A 22286-nucleotide genomic window follows, 5' to 3' on the forward strand; every position below is an offset into this window, starting at 1 on the left:
GGCGCGCGTGGCTGACTCGTTCGTTCACCTGCACAACCACACCGAGTACTCGATGCTCGACGGTGCGGCAAAGGTCGGCCCGTTGTTCAAGGAGGCCGAGCGCCTCGGGATGACGGCGGTCGGCATGACCGACCACGGCAACATGTACGGCGCGAGCGAGTTCTACAACGTCGCCAAGAAGCACGGGATCAAGCCGATCATCGGCATCGAGGCGTACATCGCGCCGGAGTCGCGGTTCAACACCAAGCGCGTGCTGTGGGGCGACCCGAGCCAGAAGTCCGACGACGTCTCGGGTAGCGGTGCATACACCCACATGACGATGGTCGCCGAGAATTCGACCGGACTGCGGAACCTGTTCAAGCTGTCGTCGCTCGCGTCGATCGAGGGTCAGCTCGGCAAGTGGCCGCGCATGGACGAGGACCTGATCGCCCACCATGCCGAGGGCATCATCGCGACCACGGGTTGCCCGTCCGGCGAGATCCAGACCCGGTTGCGCCTCGGCCACGACCGCGAGGCCCTCGAGGCCGCCGCGAAGTGGCAGGAGATCTGGGGCAAGGACAACTTCTTCCTCGAGTTGATGGACCATGGGCTCTCGATCGAGCGGCGCGTGCGCGAGGGTCTGATCGAGATCGGCAGGAAGCTCGACATCCGGCCGATCGCCACCAACGACTGCCACTACGTCACGAAGGACGCCGCCGAGAACCACGAGGCTCTGCTGTGCATCCAGACCGGCAAGACGCTGTCGGACCCGACGCGATTCAAGTTCGACGGTGACGGCTACTACCTGAAGTCCGCCGAGGAGATGCGAGCCATCTGGGACGAGGAGGTCCCGGGCGCGTGCGACAACACGATGCTTATCGGCGAGCGGGTGCAGCCGTACGAGGACGTGTGGCAGCACCGGGACCGGATGCCGATCTTCCCGGTCCCCGAGGGACACACGCAGCAGACGTTCCTCCGACACGAGGTGCTGCGCGGCCTCGACCGGCGTTTCCCGTCCGGGCCGCCGCAGGAGTACCTCGAGCGTGCCGACTACGAGATCGGCGTCATCAACGAGATGGGCTTCCCCGCCTACTTCCTCGTGGTCGGCGACCTCATCAACCACGCCCGCGAGGTCGGCATCCGCGTCGGCCCCGGCCGAGGCTCGGCGGCCGGTTCGCTCGTCGCGTACGCGATGGGCATCACCAACATCGATCCCATCCCGCACGGCCTGCTGTTCGAGCGGTTCCTCAACCCCGAGCGTGTGTCGATGCCCGATATCGATATCGACTTCGACGATCGCCGCCGCGGCGAGATGGTCCGCTACGCCACCGAGAAGTGGGGCAACGACAAGGTTGCGCAGGTCATCACGTTCGGCACCATCAAGACGAAGGCCGCGATCAAGGACTCCGCGCGAGTCCAGTTCGGCCAGCCCGGTTTCGCGATCGCCGACCAGATCACCAAGGCGCTGCCGCCGCCGATCATGGCGAAGGACATCTCGGTGTCGGGCATCACCGACCCCGAGCACGAGCGGTACAAGGAGGCCGTCGAGGTCCGTGCCCTCATCGACTCCAACCCCGATGTCGCGAAGATCTACCAGACCGCGAAGGGCCTCGAGGGCCTGATCCGCAACGCAGGCGTGCACGCCTGCGCGGTCATCATGTCGTCGGAGCCGCTCACCGACGCGATCCCGGTGTGGAAGCGCGCCCAGGACGGCGCGATCATCACCGGCTGGGACTACCCGTCGTGCGAGGCCATCGGCCTGCTGAAGATGGACTTCCTCGGTCTGCGCAACCTCACGGTCATCGGTGACGCGATCGAGAACATCAAGGCCAACCGCGGCATCGACATCGATCTCGACACCCTGCCGATCGAGGACCCCGCCACCTACGAGTTGCTCGCCCGCGGCGACACGCTCGGCGTGTTCCAGCTCGACGGCAGCGCGATGCGCGATCTGCTGCGGCGCATGCAGCCCACGGGCTTCGAGGACATCGTCGCAGTCCTGGCGCTGTACCGGCCCGGTCCGATGGGCATGAACGCGCACAACGACTACGCCGATCGCAAGAACGGCCGCCAGGACGTCAAGCCGATCCACCCGGAGCTCGAGGAGCCGCTGAAGGACATCCTGAAGGACACCTTCGGTCTGATCGTCTACCAGGAGCAGATCATGCAGATCGCTCAGAAGGTGGCCGGCTACTCGCTCGGACAGGCAGACCTGCTGCGTCGAGCGATGGGTAAGAAGAAGAAGGAGATCCTCGACGAGGCCTACGACGGCTTCGCCGACGGCATGAAGGCCAACGGTTTCTCGCAGGCGGCGATCACCGCGCTGTGGGACACGGTTCTGCCGTTCGCCGGCTACGCGTTCAACAAGTCGCACGCCGCCGGCTACGGCCTCGTCTCGTTCTGGACCGCGTACCTCAAGGCCAACTACCCGTCCGAGTACATGGCGGGCCTGCTCACCTCGGTCGGTGACGACAAGGACAAGGCCGCGGTGTACCTGTCGGACTGCCGGAAGATGGGCATCACCGTGCTGCCGCCGGACGTCAACGCGTCCCGCGTCGACTTCGCGTCCGTCGGCGAGGACATCCGGTTCGGCCTCGGCGCGGTGCGCAACGTCGGCGCCAACGTGGTGGGGTCGATCATCGCGGCCCGTGAGGAGAAGGGGAGCTTTACCGACTTCTCCGACTACCTCAACAAGATCGACGCGCTGGCCTGTTCCAAGAAGGTCACCGAATCTCTCATCAAGGCAGGCGGATTCGACTCCCTCGAGCATCCGCGTAAGGGTCTGATGCTGGTGCACGCCGACGCGATCGACGCGGTGATGGGCACCAAGAAGGCCGAGGCGATGGGACAGTTCGACCTGTTCGGCGGCGAAGACGCCGACGAATCGATCGCGTCCGTGTTCAACGTCAAGGTGCCCGACGAGGAGTGGGATGCCAAGCACAAGCTCGCCCTCGAGCGGGAGATGCTCGGTCTGTACGTGTCCGGCCATCCGCTCAACGGTGTCGAGCACGTGCTGGCGGCGCAGTCCGACACCTCGATCCCGGTGATCCTCGAGGGCGACATCAAGGACGGCACCCAGGTCACCGTCGGCGGCATCCTCGCGTCGGTCAATCGGAGGATCAACAAGAACGGCCTGACGTGGGCGTCCGCCCAGCTCGAAGACCTCTCGGGCGGCATCGAGGTACTGTTCTTCCCGCAGGCGTACTCGGTGTACGGCATGGACGTCGTCGAGGACTCGGTGGTCCTGGTCAAGGCGCGTGTGTCGATCCGCGACGATCGGGTGTCGCTGATCGCGAACGATCTTGCGGTGCCGGACCTTTCGGCGATCGGCGTGGCGAAGCCGGTGTCGGTGAGCCTGCCGGTGCGGCAGTGCACCAAGGAGAAGCTCGGTGCGCTCCGGCAGGTGCTCTCGCGGCATCCCGGGACTGCGGACGTGCACGTCAAGCTCATCGGATCGCGCGGCACCTCCCTGTGGAAGGTGGACGAGGTACTCCGGGTGGAGCCGTCGTCGTCGCTGATGGGTGATCTGAAGGCGCTGCTCGGGCCCAGTTGCCTGGCGGGCTGACCTCCTGACAGGACGCTGCCCGGACCTCGTAGCGGTCCGGGCAGCCCGTGCGCCGGCGCGGTGCGGTCACCGACGGTGGTGATGATGCTGGCACATCCAATGCCAGTTCCCCTGCTGGTCGCGCTGCATGCAGCAACCCTTGTGGTGCCCGTGGTGATGATGAACCTGGGTCACCGCGACCACGGCCGGGCTCGCTGCCGGCGTCGTGGTGTCTGCGAGTGCCGGTGCTGCGGCCAACCCGAGCGGGACGGCCGTGAGCGACAGCGTGACGAGGATTTTGGCGAGTGTGCGCCGCATCGAGCGCACTCGTGGTGTTCCGTTCTCCTGTTCCATGCGAGATCCTCTCCGCACGGCCGACCACCGGGGACGTCTGCCGCCGGCGACCGACCACCGGATGGTGATCCGGCGGTCGAAGGGCCGTTGCGGTGCGTCGGGTACCGTCGTCGCGACGCTCGGCGCATCGCTGCTTGTCGTGCACCTCCCATGCTATTGCCGGATTTGTCCGCTATCCGAAACTCGTAGGAGATTCACAGGTGGCCGTGACCTGGCCCGTCGGCGTGCTCAGAGTCCGCCGAGGTCGGACAGGACCTCGAGCGCGTGGTCGGTGGCCCGCCACAGCGCGTCGATCTCCTGCTCCGCGGCCGGTCGCGTCTGCGGGTTCTGCAGCGCGAACCCGTTCGCCAGGGTGATGGTGTTGTAGCCGGTGTCCGCCGCGCGCAGCAGTTGGCGCGACGGCTGGTCGTTGCCCGCCAGCCGGTCCAGTCCCTCGCCCACGAAGTAGAACCGCCACAGTGGGCCGAGGTCGCCGCCGTAGAGCGCCTTGGTGAGCGTCACGATCGAATCACCCTTGACGGCAATGGAATCGACGATCTTGTAGTAGTCGGGGATGTTCTGGGGTCGGGTGCCGCTGGAGTCGACCGCGTAGGCGAGGTCGACGGTGAGGTGGGCGTTGTAACCGGCCATCGCAACGCGGGCGGGGCTCTGCGTGCACTGTCGGGTCAGCGTGAAGTAGTTGGCCCACGGCGGATCGACCGGTGCGCCGGTGAATTCGGCGTGGAGATTGCGCAGGTACCGGGCGAGCAGGTCGTAACTGATCTTCGGGGACCACGCGCGGTCGGGCAGCGCGGCCGGGTCGCGTTGCAGCGGCAGAACGACCTCGTACTCGACGGCATTCAGCCCGACCGAGAACAGGCCCCTCCAGTCTCGATGTGCGACAAGGATGTCCGTGATCCGGCGGTGCCGGTCGATCGCCGTCTCGAGTCGCGCCAGTCCGGAACCGGACAACGTGGACGTATCGCTCAGATCGGTGATGTGCTCGATCTCGGTCGCGCTCAACGGTGTTCCGCACGCCGTTGCGACCGGGGTGGCGACGGCGGCGGCTGCGGGGCCGGGGGAGAGGAGCACGAACGATGCGGCGAGCGTGGCGGCGGGTGCATACAGCCGGCGGAAGCGCATCGCACGAGCCTAGAGGGCCGGACGTGATTTCCGTCCGAACGTCGGTGGGGTGTCGCGCGACTCGCGGGTGTCCGCGTGGGTGCTATCGACGGCGGTGCGCGAGCGCGGCGCGCCGGGTCCACCACACCACGACGGCGGTGCCGGCGGCCGTGAGCACGGCCGTCTGCAGGACCTGGGTGACCGCGAGGATCAGCAGGAACACCAGCACACCGGCGGCGATCGCCTCGAGCTTGTAGACCGGCCACGCGGTGCCGGCGATGTCGACGGTGACGTGCGCACGACGCGGGGCGTGTCCATGCAGTACCGCGGTCATGTGTGCACCTCGTCCGTGTTCGGCTACCTCGTCGGCGTTGTTCAGAATACCGGCACATCCGAGTTCGGTCCACCGAACAATTCCCGTCGAAGCGTGAAAGTCCCGCTTTCCGGTCATCCGGGTGGTCAAGATCATGTGCGGGGTGTTGACTGGGCGCATGCCACTCACCGGTGAATACGAGCCCAGTCCCTCGTCCTGGGCCGCGGACCAGGTCGACCTCTACGAACGCTCCGGCGGCACCGAGGGGACGATGTTGAACGGCAAGCCCGTCATCATCCTCACCACGAAGGGTGCGAAGTCCGGCAAGCTCCGCAAGACCCCGCTCATGCGCGTCGAGCACGACGGGCAGTACGCGGTGGTCGCGTCGCTCGGCGGCGCCCCCAAGCATCCGGTCTGGTACCACAACTTGGTTGCCGACCCGCACGTCGAGCTGCAGGACGGCACCGTCAAACAGGACATGACCGCGCGTGAGGTGACGGGCGACGAGAAGGCCGTGTGGTGGCAGCGTGCGGTCGAGGCCTGGCCGGACTACGCGGAGTACCAGACGAAGACCGACCGGCAGATCCCGGTCTTCGTGCTCAGCCCGCAGAAGTAGGCGTCAACCGTCGTCCCCGGCCGCCGTGCGTGATTTCCGAGTAGCCTGCGAGAAGTAGGGCCACGAATCCGGATCTCGCGGGCGGAGGCTGACATGGCGGCGAAAACTGTTGCAGATCAACTTGTTTCCCAACTCCTGGACGCGGGAGTGCGGCGCATCTACGGGATCGTGGGAGACAGTCTCAATCCAGTGGTCGACGCCGTCCGCCGGACCGGAGGGTCGGCGGCGGGCGGCATCGACTGGGTGCACGTCCGGCACGAGGAGACGGCGGCGTTCGCCGCGGCCGCCGAGGCCCAGGTAACCGGTCGCCTCGCGGTGTGCGCGGGCTCCTGCGGTCCGGGCAACCTCCACCTGATCAACGGCCTGTACGACGCGAACAGGTCCGGCGCCCCGGTGCTGGCGATCGCGTCCCACATCCCGAGCGTGCAGATCGGCACCGGCTACTTCCAGGAGACGCATCCCGATCGTCTGTTCGTCGAATGCTCGCGCTACACCGAGATGATCGGCGCACCGGCGCAGTCGGCGCGGGTGGTCCAGAGCGCGATGCAGCACGCGCTCGCGCTGTCCGGCGTCGCGGTCGTCACGCTGCCCGGCGACGTCGCGGAGGAGGCCGCCGTGGGCAAGCCGCCGCCGCTGGTGCGGACCGGGCGCCCGGACGTCGTTCCGGCGGAGGCGGACGTGCGCGCCCTCGCGGACGCGATCAACACAGCGTCGGCCGTGGCGATCTTCGCCGGCGCCGGGGTGCGGGACGCGCGCGACGAGGTCCTGGCGCTCGCCGACACCATCGGCGCGCCGATCGGGCACACCCTCCGCGGCAAGGAGTTCATCCAGTACGACAACCCGTTCGACGTCGGCATGACCGGACTACTCGGCTACGGCGCCGCACACGACGGCATGCACGACGCCGATCTGCTGATCCTCGTCGGCACGGACTTCCCGTACAACCAGTTCCTGCCCGACGACGTGCGCACCGCGCAGATCGACGTCGCCGCCGAGACTCTGGGTCGGCGCACCGGTGTCGACCTGGCCGTGCACGGGGACACCAGGTCGGTCCTGCGGGCGCTGGCGCCGCTGGTCCGGTGCAAGACCGACCGCGGCTTCTTGGAGAAGTCCCTCGACCGGCACGCGAAGCTCATGACCAAGGTCGTCGGCGCCTACACCGAGCCCGTCAAGCAGCGGATCCCGATCCACCCCGAGTACGCCGCGTCGATCCTCGACGATATCGCCGCCGAGGACGCGGTGTTTGCCGCGGACACCGGCATGTGCAACGTATGGGCCGCGCGGTACCTGAACCCCAACGGCCGCCGCAGGTTCCTGTCGTCGGCCCTGCACGGGTCGATGGCGAATGCGTTGCCCCACGCGATCGGTGCGCAGTTCGCCGAGTCGGGGCGGCAGGTGGTGGCGATGTCCGGCGACGGTGGATTGTCGATGCTGCTCGGTGAATTGATCACGGTCGCGATGTACAGGCTGCCGATCAAGGTCGTCGTGTTCGACAATTCGACACTGGGCATGGTCAAACTCGAGATGCTCGTGGACGGTCTGCCCGATTTTGGGGTGGATGTTCCGTCTGTTGACTACGCCGCTCTCGCAACGGCTTTGGGGATATTCTCCCGTCGTATCGAGGACCCCGCGGACGTCGAGTCGGGGCTCCGGGCGGCCTTCGAACACGACGGCCCGGCGCTGGTCGACATCGTCACCGATCCGAACGCGCTGTCGTTGCCGCCGGCGATCACCGGCGAGCAGGTGCGCGGGTTCGCGCTCGCGATGTCCAAGATGGTGATGAACGGCGGTGTGGCAGAAGCGGTTCAGATGGCCAAGTCGAATCTGCGCAACGTCCCGCGGCCGTCGCAGTTCACGCCGCGTGGCTGACGGTGTCCGGCCGCGTCCGGACACGCGGGTGGGGTGGTTGCGCGCGGTGCGGTGCGTAGTGGGAAAATGGCTGGGTGTCTAACTCGCCGGAACTCGCAGAACTGAAGGTAACCTCGCCCGCGCTCACCGCGGACGAGATCGATGCGGCTGCCGAGCGAATTGCGCACATTATCGACGCGACACCCCTCCAGCCGAGTGATCGGCTGTCGGCGCTGACCGGCGCGAAGGTCTACCTCAAGCGCGAGGACCTGCAGGTGGTTCGGTCGTACAAGCTGCGCGGCGCCTACAACCTGATCATGCAGCTCAGCGACGTCGAGCGGGCCGCGGGTGTCGTCACGGCCAGCGCCGGCAACCACGCCCAGGGTGTGGCGTTCGCCTGCCGGGCGATGGAGATCCGTGGCCGCATCTACGTCCCGGCCAACACCCCGAAGCAGAAGCGTGACCGGATCATGGTGCACGGCGGCGGGTTCGTCGAGCTCATCCCGACCGGGGAGACCTACGACGCCGCGGCCGCGGCCGCGGCGGCCGACGTCGAGCGGACCGGGGCGACGATGGTCCCGCCGTTCGACGACCCCCGCACCGCCGCCGGCCAGGGCACCATCGCGGCCGAGATCCTCGAGCAGCTGGGCGAGGCGCCGGACTGCGTCGTCGTCCCGGTCGGTGGTGGCGGCTGCATCGCCGGCATCGCCACCTACCTGCACGAGCGGGCGCCCGAGACCACCATCATCGGTGTCGAGCCGGTGGGTGCGGCGTCGATGACCGCGGCCCTGGTGGCCGGCGGTCCGGTGACGCTCCCGGAGGTCGACCCGTTCGTCGACGGTGCCGCGGTCAAGCGGGTCGGCGACCTGCCGTACGCGGTGGTGTCGGGACTCGGGGCGAGCGTCGTCTCGCACGCGTCGCTGCCGCTGGTGGCCGGTCCCCGCACGGGCCGGGTCCCGGAGATGGGCCCGGAGAAGTTCGCGATGACCCAGGTCGACGAGGGCGCGATCTGCACCGCGATGCTCGAGCTGTACCAGAACGAGGGCATCATCGCCGAGCCCGCCGGGGCGCTGTCCGTCACCGCTCTGGGCCAGCTCGACGTCGAGCCCGGCAGCACGGTCGTGTGCCTGATCTCGGGCGGCAACAACGACGTCTCGCGCTACGGCGAGATCCTCGAGCGGTCCCTAGTGCACCTCGGGCTCAAGCACTACTTCCTCGTGGACTTCCCGCAGGAGCCGGGTGCGCTGCGCCGATTCCTCGACGAGGTGCTGGGGCCGGACGACGACATCACCCTCTTCGAGTACGTCAAGCGCAACAACCGCGAGACCGGTGCGGCGCTGGTCGGCGTCGAGCTCGGTTCGGCCGACGGGCTGTCCGATCTGCTGGACCGGATGCGCAGTTCGCGAATCGACGTCGAGCAGCTCGAGCCGGGTTCGCCCGCGTACCGCTACCTCACGTAGTCGGGTCGCTCTCCGCACGATCGCTGCCCGCCGGGTCGGTGCCGAGCAATCGGTTCACCACCCGGCGGTGCAGGTCCGGATCGGATTCCGGCAGACCGAGCAGGGCGGCCAGGTAGATCCCGTCGCCGACGAGTCGGACGATCTCGGCCTGGACCGGGTCGTCGATCTCGGCGAGCAGTCCGGCGTCCCACGAGCGCATCACGTCCGCGACGGCCTGCTGCACCTCGTCGTGCTGGCCGTCGGCGCTACGCATGGCCGCGAGCATCGAGCGGTAGAGCGCCATCTCGTCGGCCGACTCGGCCACCGGGTACTGCAGGTAGATCTCGGAGACGGTGCGGCCGCGTGAGACCGCGTCGGCCAGCTGCTGATCCGAGCGCTCGCCGAGGCGTCGCACCATCGACGCCAGCAGTGCCTCCTTGGTGGGGAAGTGGTAGAGCAGTCCGCCCTTGGAGACCCCCGCGGCCGCCGCCACCGCTTCGAGGGTGACGTGCGCCACGCCGACGTCGAGCAGGAGACGCTCGAGGGCGTCGAGGATGCGATCGCGTGTGTCGGATGCCATGAAATTCACTGTACCGGCTGGACGGTCGACTGCTATTCTGGAATCGCTACTGTACCGGCTGGACGGTTAACCCCGTGGTCGGTTCCTGTTCATCAATGAGTTCGTGGGAGTGGAAGCATGTCTGTGGGCACCGTGCGGGACGCGCACGTAGCGAGGGCCAGCCGCAAGGACTGGCTGGGGCTGGTCGTGCTCGCTTTCGCTGTCCTGCTCATCTCGGTGGACGCGACGGTCCTCGACCTCGCGTTGCCGTTCATCAGTGAGGATCTCGAGCCGAGCAGCACCCAGCTGCTGTGGATCATCGACGTCTACTCGTTCGTGCTCGCGGGTCTGTTGGTCACGATGGGCACCCTCGGCGACCGGATCGGCCGACGGCGACTGCTGCTGATCGGTGCCGCCGGGTTCGGGTTGGCGTCGCTGGTCGCGGCGTGGTCGGCGAGCCCCGAGATGCTCATCGCGGCCCGCGTGCTCCAGGGCATCTCGGGTGCGACGCTCATGCCCGCCACCCTCGGCCTCATCCGGACGATGTTCGCCGATCCGCGTCAGCGCACCACCGCGATCGGCGTCTGGGGCGCGATGGCCGGCGGCGGCGCCGCGGCCGGCCCGCTGATCGGCGGTTGGCTGCTCGAGCACTACTGGTGGGGCTCGGTGTTCCTGATCAACATTCCGGTCATGATCGGCCTGATCGCGCTGGGCCCGTTGGTGATCCCCGAGTCGAAGGACCCCACGCCGGGCCGGTTCGACCTGATCAGCGCCGCGCTGTCGATGCTCGCCATGGTGCCGATGGTCTACGCGGTCAAGGAAACCGCGGTCCACGGCCCGAGCTGGGCGCTCACCGCGATCGGTATCGTGGGCCTGATCGCCGGTTGGATCTTCATCCGTCGCCAGCGGGTGCTGGACGACCCGATGCTCGACCTGACGCTGTTCGCCCGCCCGGCGTTCTCGACGGCCGTGCTGACGAACCTGCTCTCGATCTTCGCGCTCGCCGGCGTGCTGTTCTTCGGCTCGCAGTACCTGCAGCTGGTGCTCGGCTACCGCCCACTCGAGGCCGGGCTGCTGATGCTGCCGGGCACGCTCGTCAGCGCCTTCGCGTCGTTGGCCGCGGCGTGGCTGGTCCGCCGGTGGGAACCGAGCCGGGTCCTCAGCGTCGGCCTCGTGATCGCGGCCTTCGGTGCCGCGGCGATGATCGCGCTGCAGACGGACAGCGGGCCGCAGGCGTTCGTCGTCGGGTTCCTGCTCGCCGGTGCAGGTATCGGTGTCGCGCTCACTCTGACGAACGACCTGGTGATCAGCGCCGTCGAACCGGAACGCGCGGGTGCGGCGTCGGCCGTCTCGGAGACCGCGTACGAGCTCGGTGTCGCGCTCGGTGTCGCGATCCTCGGCAGTGTCGTGCTGGCGATCTACCGCGGTGGTCTCGACGTCTCCGCGTTGAACGCCGAGCAGACGCACATCGCGCAGGGCACCCTCGGCGGCGCGGTCGAGGTGTCCCATACCCTGCCGGCGAACGAGGCGGCGGCGTTCGTCGAGACGGCGCAGTCGGCGTTCGTCGACGGCATGCACATCGCCGCGGGCGCAACGGCAATCGTCTTGTTGGCGACGGCGATTCTCGTGGCGCGCATGCTCCGTCAACGCTGACGTGTAACACGGATCACGGCCGGCTCGAAACACATTCGAGCCGGCCGTTGTCGTGTTAACGGATCGGCGGGGCAATGCGTGTGAGGCTGCGCCTCGCGTTTCCCGGTGGTGGGAGCCTCCTGCGTCGAGGTGCTCGTCGACGCCGCCACTCTGCCCGGGACGTCGCCTTCGGGCCGATGGGATGAAAACGAGGGTGAAATACCGAATGACCTCCCTGTTGTCGTAGGACTCACTCTTTCGCCTCTCGCTCCGTCGAAACATGCTGTTGTGCAGCACGATCAGGTGGGTGAAGGCGAGGGGGTCGCGCAGTGTCGGGCGCGCAGCCGGTGGATCTGGATGTATCTCCGATTGTGCTTCCATGTCCCGCGTCGGGGTGATTGTCCAAGTCATCCATCGCTCGTTGCCGGATCCGGCCGGGCGTCCATCAGAAGGGCCTCAAATAATGGGGAGGTTAGGCGGCGCCCTGCATAAGGGCGTCATCCGAACTGTGGTCATGGCCATGCTGGCCGGCGTAGCCACAGTGTCGACCGCAACGGTCGGCGCAGGAACCGCGGCAGCCGCGGGCAACCTGCGATGCGATGTTCTCTATTCGGTCGACAACAATGCCGGCAAGGCGAAGCAGATCGACCCCGCGACGGGGACGGCGACGGATGCCTTCGACGTGCTTCCGAGCGGCGATACTCGCCATAACCAGCTCGGAATCGGTCCTGGCGGCGCGTACGCGATCTACACGTCCGGTGACGGCAATATCTACAAGTACGACGCTGCGTCAGGCAAGACGACCAGCACTGCGAGGGACAAGGGCGTCACCGTCGACACGCACGGTGCGATCAATCCTGCAAACGGGTTGTTCTACTACGGCGGGAAGGACAACAACGCAGACAGTTTCACGTTCGGTGCGTACGATCCCGTCAACAACAAGTCGCTCGGCGTCGTTCTGAAGGTGAACTTCGACAAGAAGACGACAGTCCCGGGCGGCAACGGCGACATCGCGTTCGATGCCAAGGGCAACCTGTTCATCGTCGCGGCCGGGGACAAAGGCCGCATCTACTCGGTCGCGGCCCCGATGCCGACGTCTTCCGTGCAGACTCTGACGGGCAAGGCGATCACCGAGGAATCGAGCTCGTTCAAGAAGAGCAATTCGATTGCCTTCGGACCGAATGGTTACCTGTTCGTCGGTGGCGGCGGAAGCCTCCTCAAGGTCGATCCGGGTACGGGCAAGGAAGTCCCGAGCAACCTGAAGAACTCGTCCATGACCGACATGGGCTCCTGCAACGATCCGAACACGATCGAGCTGCACAAGAGTCTGCCCGGTGGGCGCGTCGGTCAGGACGATCAGTTCGGCCTCGAGATCACCGGTGGTGGCCTGAGCGAGGGCAACACAGCGATCACGACGGGTACCAAGTCCGGGGTCCAGAGCGAGGCGGCCGGCCCGGTGCTCGGTTTGGCCGGTACGAAGTACGCCATCAAGGAGACCGCGCAGAACGGTGCGAGCCTCGACAACTACGTCACCACGTGGGAGTGCGTGGACGCGAAGGCTGGGACAAAGCTTGTCGGTGGCTCGGGGGCGACTGGTGAGGTGACGCTTCCGGCTGGTCAGAGCGGCAAGAGCATCAGCTGCACCTTCACCAACACGGCCAAGAATTCCGGTCTGGAACTGGTGAAGTCGGTCTCCCCGGGCACTGCCTACAAGGTCGGCGATACCGTCACCTACACGTTCAAGATGAAGAACACGGGTGCGGTCCCGCTTCAGAACGTCAAGCCGGTTGAGAAGACCTTCAGCGGTTCGCCCGCGAAGATGTCTGACTTCAAGTGCCCTGACAGTGCGAAGTCGTTGGCTGCGGGTGCGTCCGTCGAGTGCACTGCGACGTATGTGATCCGGCAGGCTGACGTCGACCGCGGCACCCTCGACAACACGGCGACGGCCACCGGCGTCGGTCCGGGTGGCAAGCCGGTCAATTCGGGTGAGTCGAGTGCCAACCTCAAGGGCGGCGAAGCCGCGCCAGGCATCACGCTGGACAAGGTCGCGTCGCCGAAGTCTGCCGAGAGCTACAAGCTCGGTCAGACGATCAAGTACAGCTTCAAGATCACCAACTCGGGCAACGTGACGCTCAAGAATGTGAACGTCAAGGAAGGCACCTTCACTGGAGCCGGCCCGCTGTCGGCTGTCGAATGCCCGGACATCGCGAAGTCCCTGGCGCCCAACGATTCGGTGATCTGCACCGCGGAGTACACGCTGACGCAGGCCGATATCGACAAGGGCTCTATCGAGAACACCGCGACGGCAACTGGCACGCCTCCGGGCACCGACACGCCGATCGTGTCTCCTCCGGACACCGAGAAGGTCGAGGGCAAGCCCGCGAAGTCGCTTTCCATCGTGAAGGACGCTTCGCCGTCGACGACCGAGACCTACAAGGTTGGACAGAAGGTCGAGTACACGTTCACGATCAAGAACACCGGTGAGGTGACGCTGACGAACGTGCACCCCAACGAGGAGAAGTTCTCGGGCACGGGCACGCTGTCGGACCCGGTCTGTGAGGACGGGGCGAAGTCGCTGGCTCCCGGCAAGTCGGTGACCTGCACGGCGACTTACACGCTGACGCAGGCCGACATCGATGCCGGCAAGCTCGAGAACATCGCGACCGCAACGGGTACGCCTCCGGGTAATGGCGAGCCGGTGACGTCGGATCCGGACACCAAGACGCTCGCGGGCGAGCCGGAGCCGGCGATCAGCCTGGAGAAGACGGCGTCGCCGACCGAAGCGGACAAGTTCGCGGTCGACCAGACCGTCACGTACACCTTCACGATGACGAACACCGGCAACGTGACGCTGACGAACGTGCACCCCAACGAGGTCGCCTTCACGGGTGACAAGTCCAAGTTGAGTGACTTCAACTGTCCGGACAAGTCGAAGCCGTTGGCGCCCAATGCCTCCGTGGAGTGCACCGCCACGTACACGCTGACGCAGGCGGATGTCGACCGGGGCACGCTGGACAACACTGCCACGGCGACGGGTACGCCTCCTACTGGTGAACCGGTGACCTCGAAGCCCGACGACGTGAATCTGTCGGGCAACAAGAACCCGGGCCTCGAGATCGTGAAGACCGCGTCGCCCAAGAGCGTCGAGACCTTCAAGGTCGGCCAGGAGATCACGTACACGTTCGACATCACGAACACGGGCAACCAGACCCTGACGAACGTCAAGGTCGTCGAGGGCACGTTCTCGGGCTCGGACAAGCTCTCCGAGATTTCTTGCCCGGACGAGGCGACGTCGATGGCGCCCGGTGCGAAGGTGACGTGCACGGCGACGTACACGATCACGCAGGCCGACGTGAACGCCGGCCAGCTCGACAACGTCGCGTCCGCGACGGGTACGCCTCCAGGCACGGAGGAGCCGATCGAGTCCCCGCAGGACGAGGAAAACCTTGCGGGCGAGCCGAAGCCGGGACTGACGCTCGAGAAGACCGCGGATCCGCGTGAGAACGTCAAGGTGGGCGAAACCGTCACCTACACGTTCGCGATCAAGAACACCGGTGACCAGACCCTGACAGACGTCGAGGTCAAGGAGGGCACCTTCACGGGGTCGGGTGGATCGCCGAAGGTCCAGTGCCCGGACAAAGCAAAGTCGCTCGAACCCGGCAACTCGGTGACATGCACGGCCACCTACGTCTTCACGGCTGAGGACATGAAGGCCGGCAAGGTCGACAACGTGGCCACGGCGACCGGTAACCCGCCGTCAGGCACGCCCGTCGACTCGGATGAGTCGAAAGCGACGGTCACGGCGGGTGAGCAGCCCGGCGGAACGGGCTCGCTCGGTTCGCTCGGTACCGGTTCGCTCGGTTCCCTGGGTGTCGGCTCGCTAGCAGCGGGATCGCTTGCAGCGGGTTCGCTTGCGGCGGGTTCGCTTGCGGCCGGCTCGTTGGACTCCGGTTCGCTGGACGCGGGTTCGCTTGCGGCGGGTTCGCTCGGCGCTGGTTCGCTGGACTCCGGTTCGCTCGGCGCTGGTTCGCTGGACTCCGGTTCGCTGGACGCGGGATCGCTGGGCTCCGGTTCACTGGACTCCGGTTCGCTGGATGCGGGATCGCTTGCGGCTGGCTCGCTCGGCGCCGGCTCGCTGGCGGCTGGCTCCCTTGCGGCTGGCTCGCAGGAGAACTCGGGCTCGGCTGGCTCGACTGGTTCGGGCACTCCCGGCGGTTCGAACACTCCTGGTGGGGGAACGGAAACCGGTAATCCCGGAACGCCCGGCAACCCCGGCAATCCCGGTAACCCCGGAACCCCCGCTGACTCCGAGAACGCCGGCAACGGCGGCAACGGCGGAAAGTCGGGAGACCAGGGAACGACCGGCAACTCCGACACCGAGACCGGTGCGCTGATCGACTCGGGTCTGGGCGCCGACAGTGACGGCGGTATGAACGCCGGACTCGTTGCCGGTGGTCTGGTGCTGCTGGTTGCCGCGGGCGGTGTGCTGCTCTTCGCGCTGCGTCGGCGGAACCAGGGCAACGAATGAAGTGTGATGTCGCAGAACAACTGTGACGATCGCTGATGAGTGACCGAGTGGCCCGAGGTGTAATCGCCTCGGGCCACTCGGCTGTTCCGAGAACCCAGTGTGAACGGAGGACTTCCATCGTGGGCAGGCATGCGGCACATCGACCGTCGGGTCGGGGCGGTTCGATCCTGACGATTGTGATCGCGTTGGTCTTGCTCAGCGGTGGTGGTTTTCTGGTCTTTCGGGGGATGCAGCCCGCGCCGGCTGCGTCGGCGCCGGTGCCGAAGTCGACGTTCGGCCTGTCTCCGGACGGGGTGGTGGATCCGGTGGCGGGTCCGGTGCCGTCGATCGGCGGCGGTGGCAAGCCGCGCAAGCCGGGGCCGGCGGCGGCGGACCCGGCGAATCGGCCGCAGATTCCGTTCGGGCCGTTGCCGGACGATCATCTGGTGATTCCGGCGATCGGGGTGGAGACGGCGTTGGATCAGCTGGGGTTGGCCTCGGACGGGAGCCTGTTGTTGCCGCGTGATGTGGCGCAGGTGACGTACTGGACGGGGTCGGCGCCGATCGATGCTGCGGACGGCGGGATTCTGGTGGCCGGGCATGTGGACAACGCGAATCAGGGTGAGGGCGCGTTGTATTGGATGCACACCCTGTACCCCGGCGACGCGGTCTATCTGACGAAGGACGGCGTCGTCACACGCTGGAAGATCACGCGTATGGAGCGGTTCGTGAAACAGGCGTTGCCGGAGTGGGCGTTCCAGGGCGCGGGCGGCCCGCGGGAACTGCATCTGGTGACGTGTGGTGGCGAGGTCGTCAAGGATGCCCAGGGGCGGGGCACCTATCTGGAGAATGTGGTGGTCACGGCCGTCCCGTTCTGATCTGTCCGATCTGCGCGGCGCTGGTCCGCGCAAGGCTCTGCTCGAGGTCCCGATGCAGCCGAGCTGCGGGCGGTAATCGCTGCGAAGGAACACGTCTCCACTGAACCCGTCCCCGACGTCGGTGGCGGCACTCGAAATCAGCCTTCGTTCCGCACGACTGTTGATCACTACGCGATCACGCACGTGGTCCGAAGCCGACCACCCACGGGGCGCTATCCGTGCACTTATCTTGCGAGTCTCGCTTCTCATCGTGCCGGACCACCTGTGGCGCAGTGGTGTACGGACGCTTCCGACGTGCTCCCACTGTGTGAGGCGCGAAGTGCACTGTGCTCCGGTGTCTTAGATCACTTTCCGGAGAACGGGGGGATGAAATGGAGGGTGAATCTCGCGGTCGGCCTGCGGATGCTCCTCGTTTCGCTTTCGGGAAGCGGTGCAGTTCTGAATTGCGCAGTGGCGCATCGTGTTTTCCGTGGGGTCGGAAATGCCGATCGCGATCTGGCGCCCGCGGTGGGGCTACTTTTGTATCAACTTGCGTGTCGTCCTCTCGTGTATATCAGGTGTTTGTCCGTTTTGCCGTGATCTGTCGCCGAACCTCTAGTCAGGCGTGCGATGGACCATGTGGTTGTTGTACGAGAGGTGTTCTTCATGCGTAAACGTGTCTTCCTGCGTCGTGCCGGAGAGGAGGTGGTGTCTCGGTGGGCGGCGCTGGGGATGATCTTTGCGGTTTTGGCGCTGGTCATAACTTCGTTCTCCATCGCCCCGGTTGCCTCGGCGAACCCGAGCGGAACCACGACCACCCCTGCGCCGACGCACACCGCCGAGAGTTCACCCTCGACAACGGAACAGAGCTCCGCACCCACGTCGAAGTCGCCCGCACCCACGTCGAAGTCGCCCGCGACCACGACGAAGGCGCCGGCCGCGTCCACGTCGCAGTCGCCCGCGACCACGACCACGACGAAGGCACCGGCTGAGTCCACATCGAAGGCGCCCGCGACCACGACGAGCGTGGCCCCCACGACGGCGCAGCGAGCCGCGGCGGCGGTCATCCCGCGCGGAGTCAACTCCGGTATCGAGGTGAAGATCACCGACGTCCAGGTCGAGGGAAAGAACGGCCAGCAGATCAAGGTCGGGGATTCCGTCACGGTCAAGGGCACGTGGGACGCGCGGAACGCCGATCCGAAGCCTGGCGACGAGTTCACGGTCAAATTCCCTGGTGAGCTGAAACTCGGGGACAACCCCGCGTTCAAACTCGAGGGCGAAGACGGGACTGTCTGGGGCACTTGCGAGCTGAAGGCCTCCACCAATCTCATGACCTGCGTGCTCTCCGACGCCGTGACCGATCGCCCCTCGGAGGTGCACGGCGATTTCCTCGTGTACTCGAGGGCGGTCGCGTACACCACGTCCGAGATCGTCAACTTCGAGATCAACGAGAAGGTCACGCCGGTCGATCTGCCCGGAAAGGGTGGCATCAGCGACGGCAAGGACCTCGGCGTGGCCAAGAAGTCCGGAAAGCTCCAGGACATCAAGCAGGCCGTGCGTTGGACCATCGACATCCCCGGAGCCGATCTGGCCGCGCTGGCCGGAGGCAACACCGGTTCGGTGACCCTGAGTGACACGCTCTCGGACAACATGACGCTGTGCGAGGACGGTCGGCTCAACGCGAAGCTGCTCGCCGGTCGCCCGGGCGAACTGAAGGATGTCCCCGGCGGCGTCACTGTGACCCAGGCCGGCGGCGCGGGTACTCCCGTCACCATCACGATCGACAACGGTGAGGCCTTCAAGTCCGACCTGCTCTACCGCGTCGAGTACACCTCGTGCTCGGCCAGCGGAGAGGTGGATCCCAAGGGCACCGTCTACGACAACTCCGTGAACATCGGCGGCAAGGACGTGGCAGGCCCGGGCGTCGGCCAGGACTGGGAGCCGCAGACCGGGCCGTCGAAGTCCGGCCAGCTTCTTCAGGGTGAGCGCTACAAGGAGGCCGCCTGGACCATCATGGTCCCGGGTAGCTTCATCGACGCCAGCCCCGACAGCAAGGTCACCATCGCGGAGACGCTCGGCGGCGATCATGCTGTCTGCACGGACGGCCTGCAGCTGAAGATCGAGCGTGCCAACCGCCTTCCCGGGCTGGACGGCTCGGGCGTCGGACGCACCGATGTCACCGGTCAGTTCGACATCGTTTCCGCCGCCCCCGCCGGCGCGAAGAGCTTCAACGTGACGATCACGCCGAAGGCCGGCACGGTGATCGACCCGAAGCAGTACTACTACGTGAGCTACCGGACCTGCCTCACCGGCGACGAGGTTCCGGATTCCTCGGACAAGTTCACGAACTCGGCGACCGTCAACGGCAAGCCGGTCGAGAACTCGGTGCAGGGCCCCGGCTTCACCGGCAAGAAGAGCGGCAAGATCAACACCGAGTCGAAGGACGTCGCCGGCGAGAAGCAGTCGGCCGGCACGACCATCGACTGGAACGTGGAAATCCCGGGACACCATCTCGAGGGTCTCGACGCCCCGGCGGTCATCCATGACACGTTCACCGACACGTTGACTGTGTGCGAGGTTGGCAACGATCTCAAGAAGAATCTCAATCTGAGGGTCGTCGCGAAGGACTTCCTCGGCAAGAACCCTGCCAACCCGGATCGCGACCTTACCGCCGCCACCTCGGTCACCCGCACCGCCGACGGGCTCGACTTCACCCTCCCGATGGAGGCGAACGACTACAACCGTGAGACGCGGTACTACATCTCCTACACCCTCTGCACCGCCAGCGGCGGGCTGGACGATCGCGGCACGCAGTACAGCAACACGCTCGCCTACGAGGGCGGCCCGAATCTCTCGTACAGCGTCAAGCAGGAGTGGGGCGGTGGCGGCACCGGCCAGGGTGTGTCGCGCGGTTCGTTCTCGCTGCTGAAGCAGATCGATTCCTCCTCCGAGAAGTTCCCGGAGGGCACCGAGTTCACCGTGAAGGTCGAGGAGTTCGCCCCCGGGAAGAACCCGGAGACGGACAAGCCGTCGGAGACGTACAACGTCAAGGTCAAGGCCGACGGCACGCCGGTCAGCGGGTTCTACCCCCGCGGCACCGGCTGGCAGATCCGCCTGTCCGAGATCGACCTGCCCAAGGTCGACGGCGTCTACTTCGAGCAGGGGACGTTCCGCCCGGCAGAGGGCGTGACGCTCAACGCGGACCGCACCCAGGCTCTGGTGACCATCGCGCCGAAGAGCAACGTCGAGGTCAAGCTGGTCAACAAGGCCGTGCTGGGCTCGGCGAAGATCACCAAGACCGTCATCGGTGACGCGCTCGGCGAACTCACCGGCGACGAGGCCTTCGTCGTCAACGCGGAGATCGACCTCGGTGACGGCTCCGGTAACGAGATCCGCCCGTTCACGCTGAAGCGCGGCGGGTCCTTCGATCTGAAGAACCTGCCCATCGGAGCGAAGGTCACCTTCACCGAGGTCAAGCCGACGGACACCGACCGTGTGACGTGGTCGGCGCCGGTCATCGAGCCGAAGACGCTCGTCATCGGCACCGATGCGGCTGCGAACACGGTCTCCGTCACCAACGAGGCGACGATCACGCAGGGCACCTTCGAGCTGAGCAAGAAGCTCACGGGTCCGGAGGCGTTCAACAAGGAGGTGCCGAAGACGTTCGACGTGCTCGCCACGTGGGACGACGAGGAAGGCAACCCGCAGTCCAAGACGCTGACGCTCCCGTCGGACGGCACTGTGGTTCCGTTCGGTGAGAACCTGCCCGGCGGCACCAAGGTCACGCTGACCGAGACGGTTCCGGCAAACGGCAACGGTCTCGCCTACGGCGTGCCCGCGTACACCGGGGATGTCACGATCGGTGAAGACGGCGTGGTGACCATCGGCAAGGACCTGCGCAAGGTCGAGGTGACGAACTACGTCGACAAGAACGACGGCACGCTGCGCGTCCTCAAGCAGGTCAGTGGCGAGGCCGCCGGCACGGTCGGCGATGACGTCGAGTTCACGGTCCAGGCGCGTTGGAAGGACGGTGTGGAGTACCGCACCGAGTCGCTGACCGTCAAGAAGGGCGTGGCCACGCCGCTAGGCGTCGACCTCCCGGTCGGCACCGAGGTGACCTTCACCGAGACCGGTCGTCCCGATGTCGCCGGCGTCGAGTGGGGCACCATCTCGTGGGGCACCGACCCCAGCGGGGAATCGTGGCTCATCTCCAACGCCGACGGCACCGCGACGGGAATCGTCTCCGATGACCCGACCGACGGGCGTCTGATCACGCTGTCGAACGAGGCGCTGTGGAAGTTCGGCTCGGTCGAGTTCACGAAGTTCATCCTCGACGGCGACGACCCCGTCCGGGCCACTGATTCCGACCTGCCCGCAGGCGCGGAGTTCAAGGTTCGGATCGACGGAATCGATCCGGCGCTTCCCGCGGGCACCGATTTCCCGGCAGTGGGTGAGACGATCATCCTCAACGCAGGAAACGGCTTCAGCTGGAAGTCCGGCGACGTTCTGCCGCGGAACACCGTGGTCACCTTCTCCGAGGTCGATCCCAACCCTGTGCCCGGCATCGACTGGGCGCGGCCGTACTACTGGGTGGCTGAGGACGCCGGTGACGCGGACTACCGCAATACCGTCGCGATCGTGCCCGGAGCCGAGGCGAAGGTGGAGATCCACAACCGCCCGATCCCGACCGCGGACGTGGACATCGAGAAGATCGTGACCGGCCCCAAGGGCAACCAGGTCACGAAGGACCCGTCCACGACGTTCCAGGTCACGGCAACGTGGACGGACGTCGACGACGAGGCGCGCTCCTGCGTCCTCGACGTCAAGCCGGGTGGCTCGGTCACCCCGACCGCCCAGTGCGACGCCGCCGTCGTCGACGGCCGGGTTCAGTTCCCGCTCGACACCGAGATCACCTTCGTCGAGACCGGCGCCCACACTGACGTGAGCAACGTCAAGTGGGGCGACGTGGTGTGGGGCGTCAAGGAGGGAAGCGCGGACGTCGCCAAGATCGACGGCGAGCCGACCGGAACCTCCGTCACGCTCACCGGCGACGCGAACGGATCGGTGGTGCTGGGACTCGAGAACAAGACCAGCAGCAACGGGCTGATCATCATCCCGATTCCGATCCCGCTGCCGCCGTGGGGTGGCTCGCTGATCCCGCCGGGGTCGGGCTCCGAGTGGCCGACCCCTCCGGTCTCCAACCAGCCGGGTCAGCCGGGTCAGCCGGGCCAGCCGGGTGGACCTGGTTCGCCGGAGAAGCCGGGCGAGACCGGCCACAACGGTGCGCCGGGCAAGCCGGCTCCGGGCAAGCCTGCTCCGGACCAGTCGCCGTCCCTGCCTGTGACGGGTGCGAACGTCATCTGGCTCGCCGGTGCAGCGCTCGCGCTGATCGCCGGTGGCGCATGGCTGACCCTGCGTAATCGCAGGCGGGTGTCCGGCGCGGGCTAGCCCCTCAGCCGGCACACGGTAGTGGGGCGGGTGCGACCTCCTCGGCCGCATCCGCCCCGCACCGCTGCCGCACCGATCGAATACCGCTC

The 22286-nt window shown here is 66.7% G+C and carries 12 protein-coding genes; 8 read left to right on the plus strand and 4 right to left on the minus strand.

Annotated features, from left to right (window positions below; all coding sequences use genetic code 11):
* The first annotated feature begins 7 nt into the window (after window positions 1-7).
* A complete protein-coding gene (gene dnaE, locus ABI214_RS24815; protein ID WP_348605063.1) occupies window positions 8-3544 on the plus strand; it encodes a DNA polymerase III subunit alpha in 3537 nt (1178 codons plus the stop codon).
* Between the two features lie 66 nt (window positions 3545-3610).
* Here the strand turns inward: dnaE and ABI214_RS24820 are convergent, their stop codons facing one another.
* The 3 genes from ABI214_RS24820 to ABI214_RS24830 form a co-directional block, all read right to left on the minus strand.
* A complete protein-coding gene (locus tag ABI214_RS24820) occupies window positions 3611-3877 on the minus strand; it encodes a hypothetical protein (protein ID WP_348605064.1) in 267 nt (88 codons plus the stop codon).
* 228 nt (window positions 3878-4105) lie between these two features.
* Window positions 4106-4999, minus strand: a complete 894-nt coding sequence (locus ABI214_RS24825) for a DUF5995 family protein (RefSeq protein WP_348605065.1) — start codon at window positions 4997-4999, stop codon at window positions 4106-4108.
* Between the two features lie 82 nt (window positions 5000-5081).
* Window positions 5082-5312, minus strand: coding sequence for a hypothetical protein (locus ABI214_RS24830; protein ID WP_348605066.1), 231 nt, complete (start codon window positions 5310-5312; stop codon window positions 5082-5084).
* 157 nt (window positions 5313-5469) lie between these two features.
* Here ABI214_RS24830 and ABI214_RS24835 point away from each other — a divergent pair, with 157 nt between their 5' ends.
* The 3 genes from ABI214_RS24835 (at window position 5470) to ilvA (ending at window position 9215) form a co-directional block, all read left to right on the plus strand.
* The gene (locus tag ABI214_RS24835; protein WP_348605067.1) at window positions 5470-5907 is read left to right on the plus strand and encodes a nitroreductase family deazaflavin-dependent oxidoreductase; all 438 of its coding nucleotides are present in this window, start codon (window positions 5470-5472) and stop codon (window positions 5905-5907) included.
* Window positions 5908-6000: 93 nt separating this feature from the next.
* A complete protein-coding gene (locus tag ABI214_RS24840) occupies window positions 6001-7776 on the plus strand; it encodes a pyruvate dehydrogenase (protein ID WP_348605068.1) in 1776 nt (591 codons plus the stop codon).
* Between the two features lie 74 nt (window positions 7777-7850).
* Window positions 7851-9215 carry a threonine ammonia-lyase IlvA gene (gene ilvA / locus ABI214_RS24845; protein WP_348605069.1) on the plus strand — a complete coding sequence of 455 codons (1365 nt, stop codon included), beginning with the start codon at window positions 7851-7853 and terminating at the stop codon, window positions 9213-9215.
* Here ilvA and ABI214_RS24850 read toward each other — a convergent pair.
* Window positions 9208-9774 carry a TetR/AcrR family transcriptional regulator gene (locus ABI214_RS24850; RefSeq protein WP_348605070.1) on the minus strand — a complete coding sequence of 189 codons (567 nt, stop codon included), beginning with the start codon at window positions 9772-9774 and terminating at the stop codon, window positions 9208-9210. The two genes, ilvA and ABI214_RS24850, sit on opposite strands and share 8 nt — an antisense overlap.
* Window positions 9775-9891: 117 nt before the next feature.
* Between ABI214_RS24850 and ABI214_RS24855 the strand changes: the two genes are divergently transcribed.
* The 4 genes from ABI214_RS24855 (at window position 9892) to ABI214_RS24870 (ending at window position 22197) form a co-directional block, all read left to right on the plus strand.
* On the plus strand, window positions 9892-11406 hold the full coding sequence (locus ABI214_RS24855; RefSeq protein WP_348605071.1) for an MFS transporter: 1515 nt from the start codon (window positions 9892-9894) through the stop codon (window positions 11404-11406).
* A gap of 358 nt (window positions 11407-11764) precedes the next feature.
* Window positions 11765-15913, plus strand: coding sequence for a DUF7507 domain-containing protein (locus ABI214_RS24860; RefSeq protein WP_348605072.1), 4149 nt, complete (start codon window positions 11765-11767; stop codon window positions 15911-15913).
* A 176-nt stretch (window positions 15914-16089) separates the two neighbouring features.
* Window positions 16090-16770, plus strand: coding sequence for a class F sortase (locus tag ABI214_RS24865; RefSeq protein WP_348605073.1), 681 nt, complete (start codon window positions 16090-16092; stop codon window positions 16768-16770).
* Between the two features lie 645 nt (window positions 16771-17415).
* On the plus strand, window positions 17416-22197 hold the full coding sequence (locus tag ABI214_RS24870; RefSeq protein WP_348605074.1) for a DUF5979 domain-containing protein: 4782 nt from the start codon (window positions 17416-17418) through the stop codon (window positions 22195-22197).
* The last annotated feature ends 89 nt before the right edge of the window (window positions 22198-22286 follow it).

The organism is Prescottella soli (assembly GCF_040024445.1).
Classification (GTDB): Bacteria; Actinomycetota; Actinomycetes; order Mycobacteriales; family Mycobacteriaceae; genus Prescottella; species Prescottella soli.

What these genes read in the sequence shown, in the direction of transcription:
- ABI214_RS24820 (WP_348605064.1), bottom strand. Translation starts at nt 3,877, where the DNA reads ATGGAACAGGAGAACGGAACACCACGAGTGCGCTCGATGCGGCGCACA.
- ABI214_RS24825 (WP_348605065.1), bottom strand. Translation starts at nt 4,999, where the DNA reads ATGCGCTTCCGCCGGCTGTATGCACCCGCCGCCACGCTCGCCGCATCG.
- ABI214_RS24830 (WP_348605066.1), bottom strand. Translation starts at nt 5,312, where the DNA reads ATGACCGCGGTACTGCATGGACACGCCCCGCGTCGTGCGCACGTCACC.
- ABI214_RS24835 (WP_348605067.1), top strand. Translation starts at nt 5,470, where the DNA reads ATGCCACTCACCGGTGAATACGAGCCCAGTCCCTCGTCCTGGGCCGCG.
- ABI214_RS24840 (WP_348605068.1), top strand. Translation starts at nt 6,001, where the DNA reads ATGGCGGCGAAAACTGTTGCAGATCAACTTGTTTCCCAACTCCTGGAC.
- ABI214_RS24850 (WP_348605070.1), bottom strand. Translation starts at nt 9,774, where the DNA reads ATGGCATCCGACACACGCGATCGCATCCTCGACGCCCTCGAGCGTCTC.
- ABI214_RS24855 (WP_348605071.1), top strand. Translation starts at nt 9,892, where the DNA reads ATGTCTGTGGGCACCGTGCGGGACGCGCACGTAGCGAGGGCCAGCCGC.
- ABI214_RS24860 (WP_348605072.1), top strand. Translation starts at nt 11,765, where the DNA reads ATGTCCCGCGTCGGGGTGATTGTCCAAGTCATCCATCGCTCGTTGCCG.
- ABI214_RS24870 (WP_348605074.1), top strand. Translation starts at nt 17,416, where the DNA reads ATGCGTAAACGTGTCTTCCTGCGTCGTGCCGGAGAGGAGGTGGTGTCT.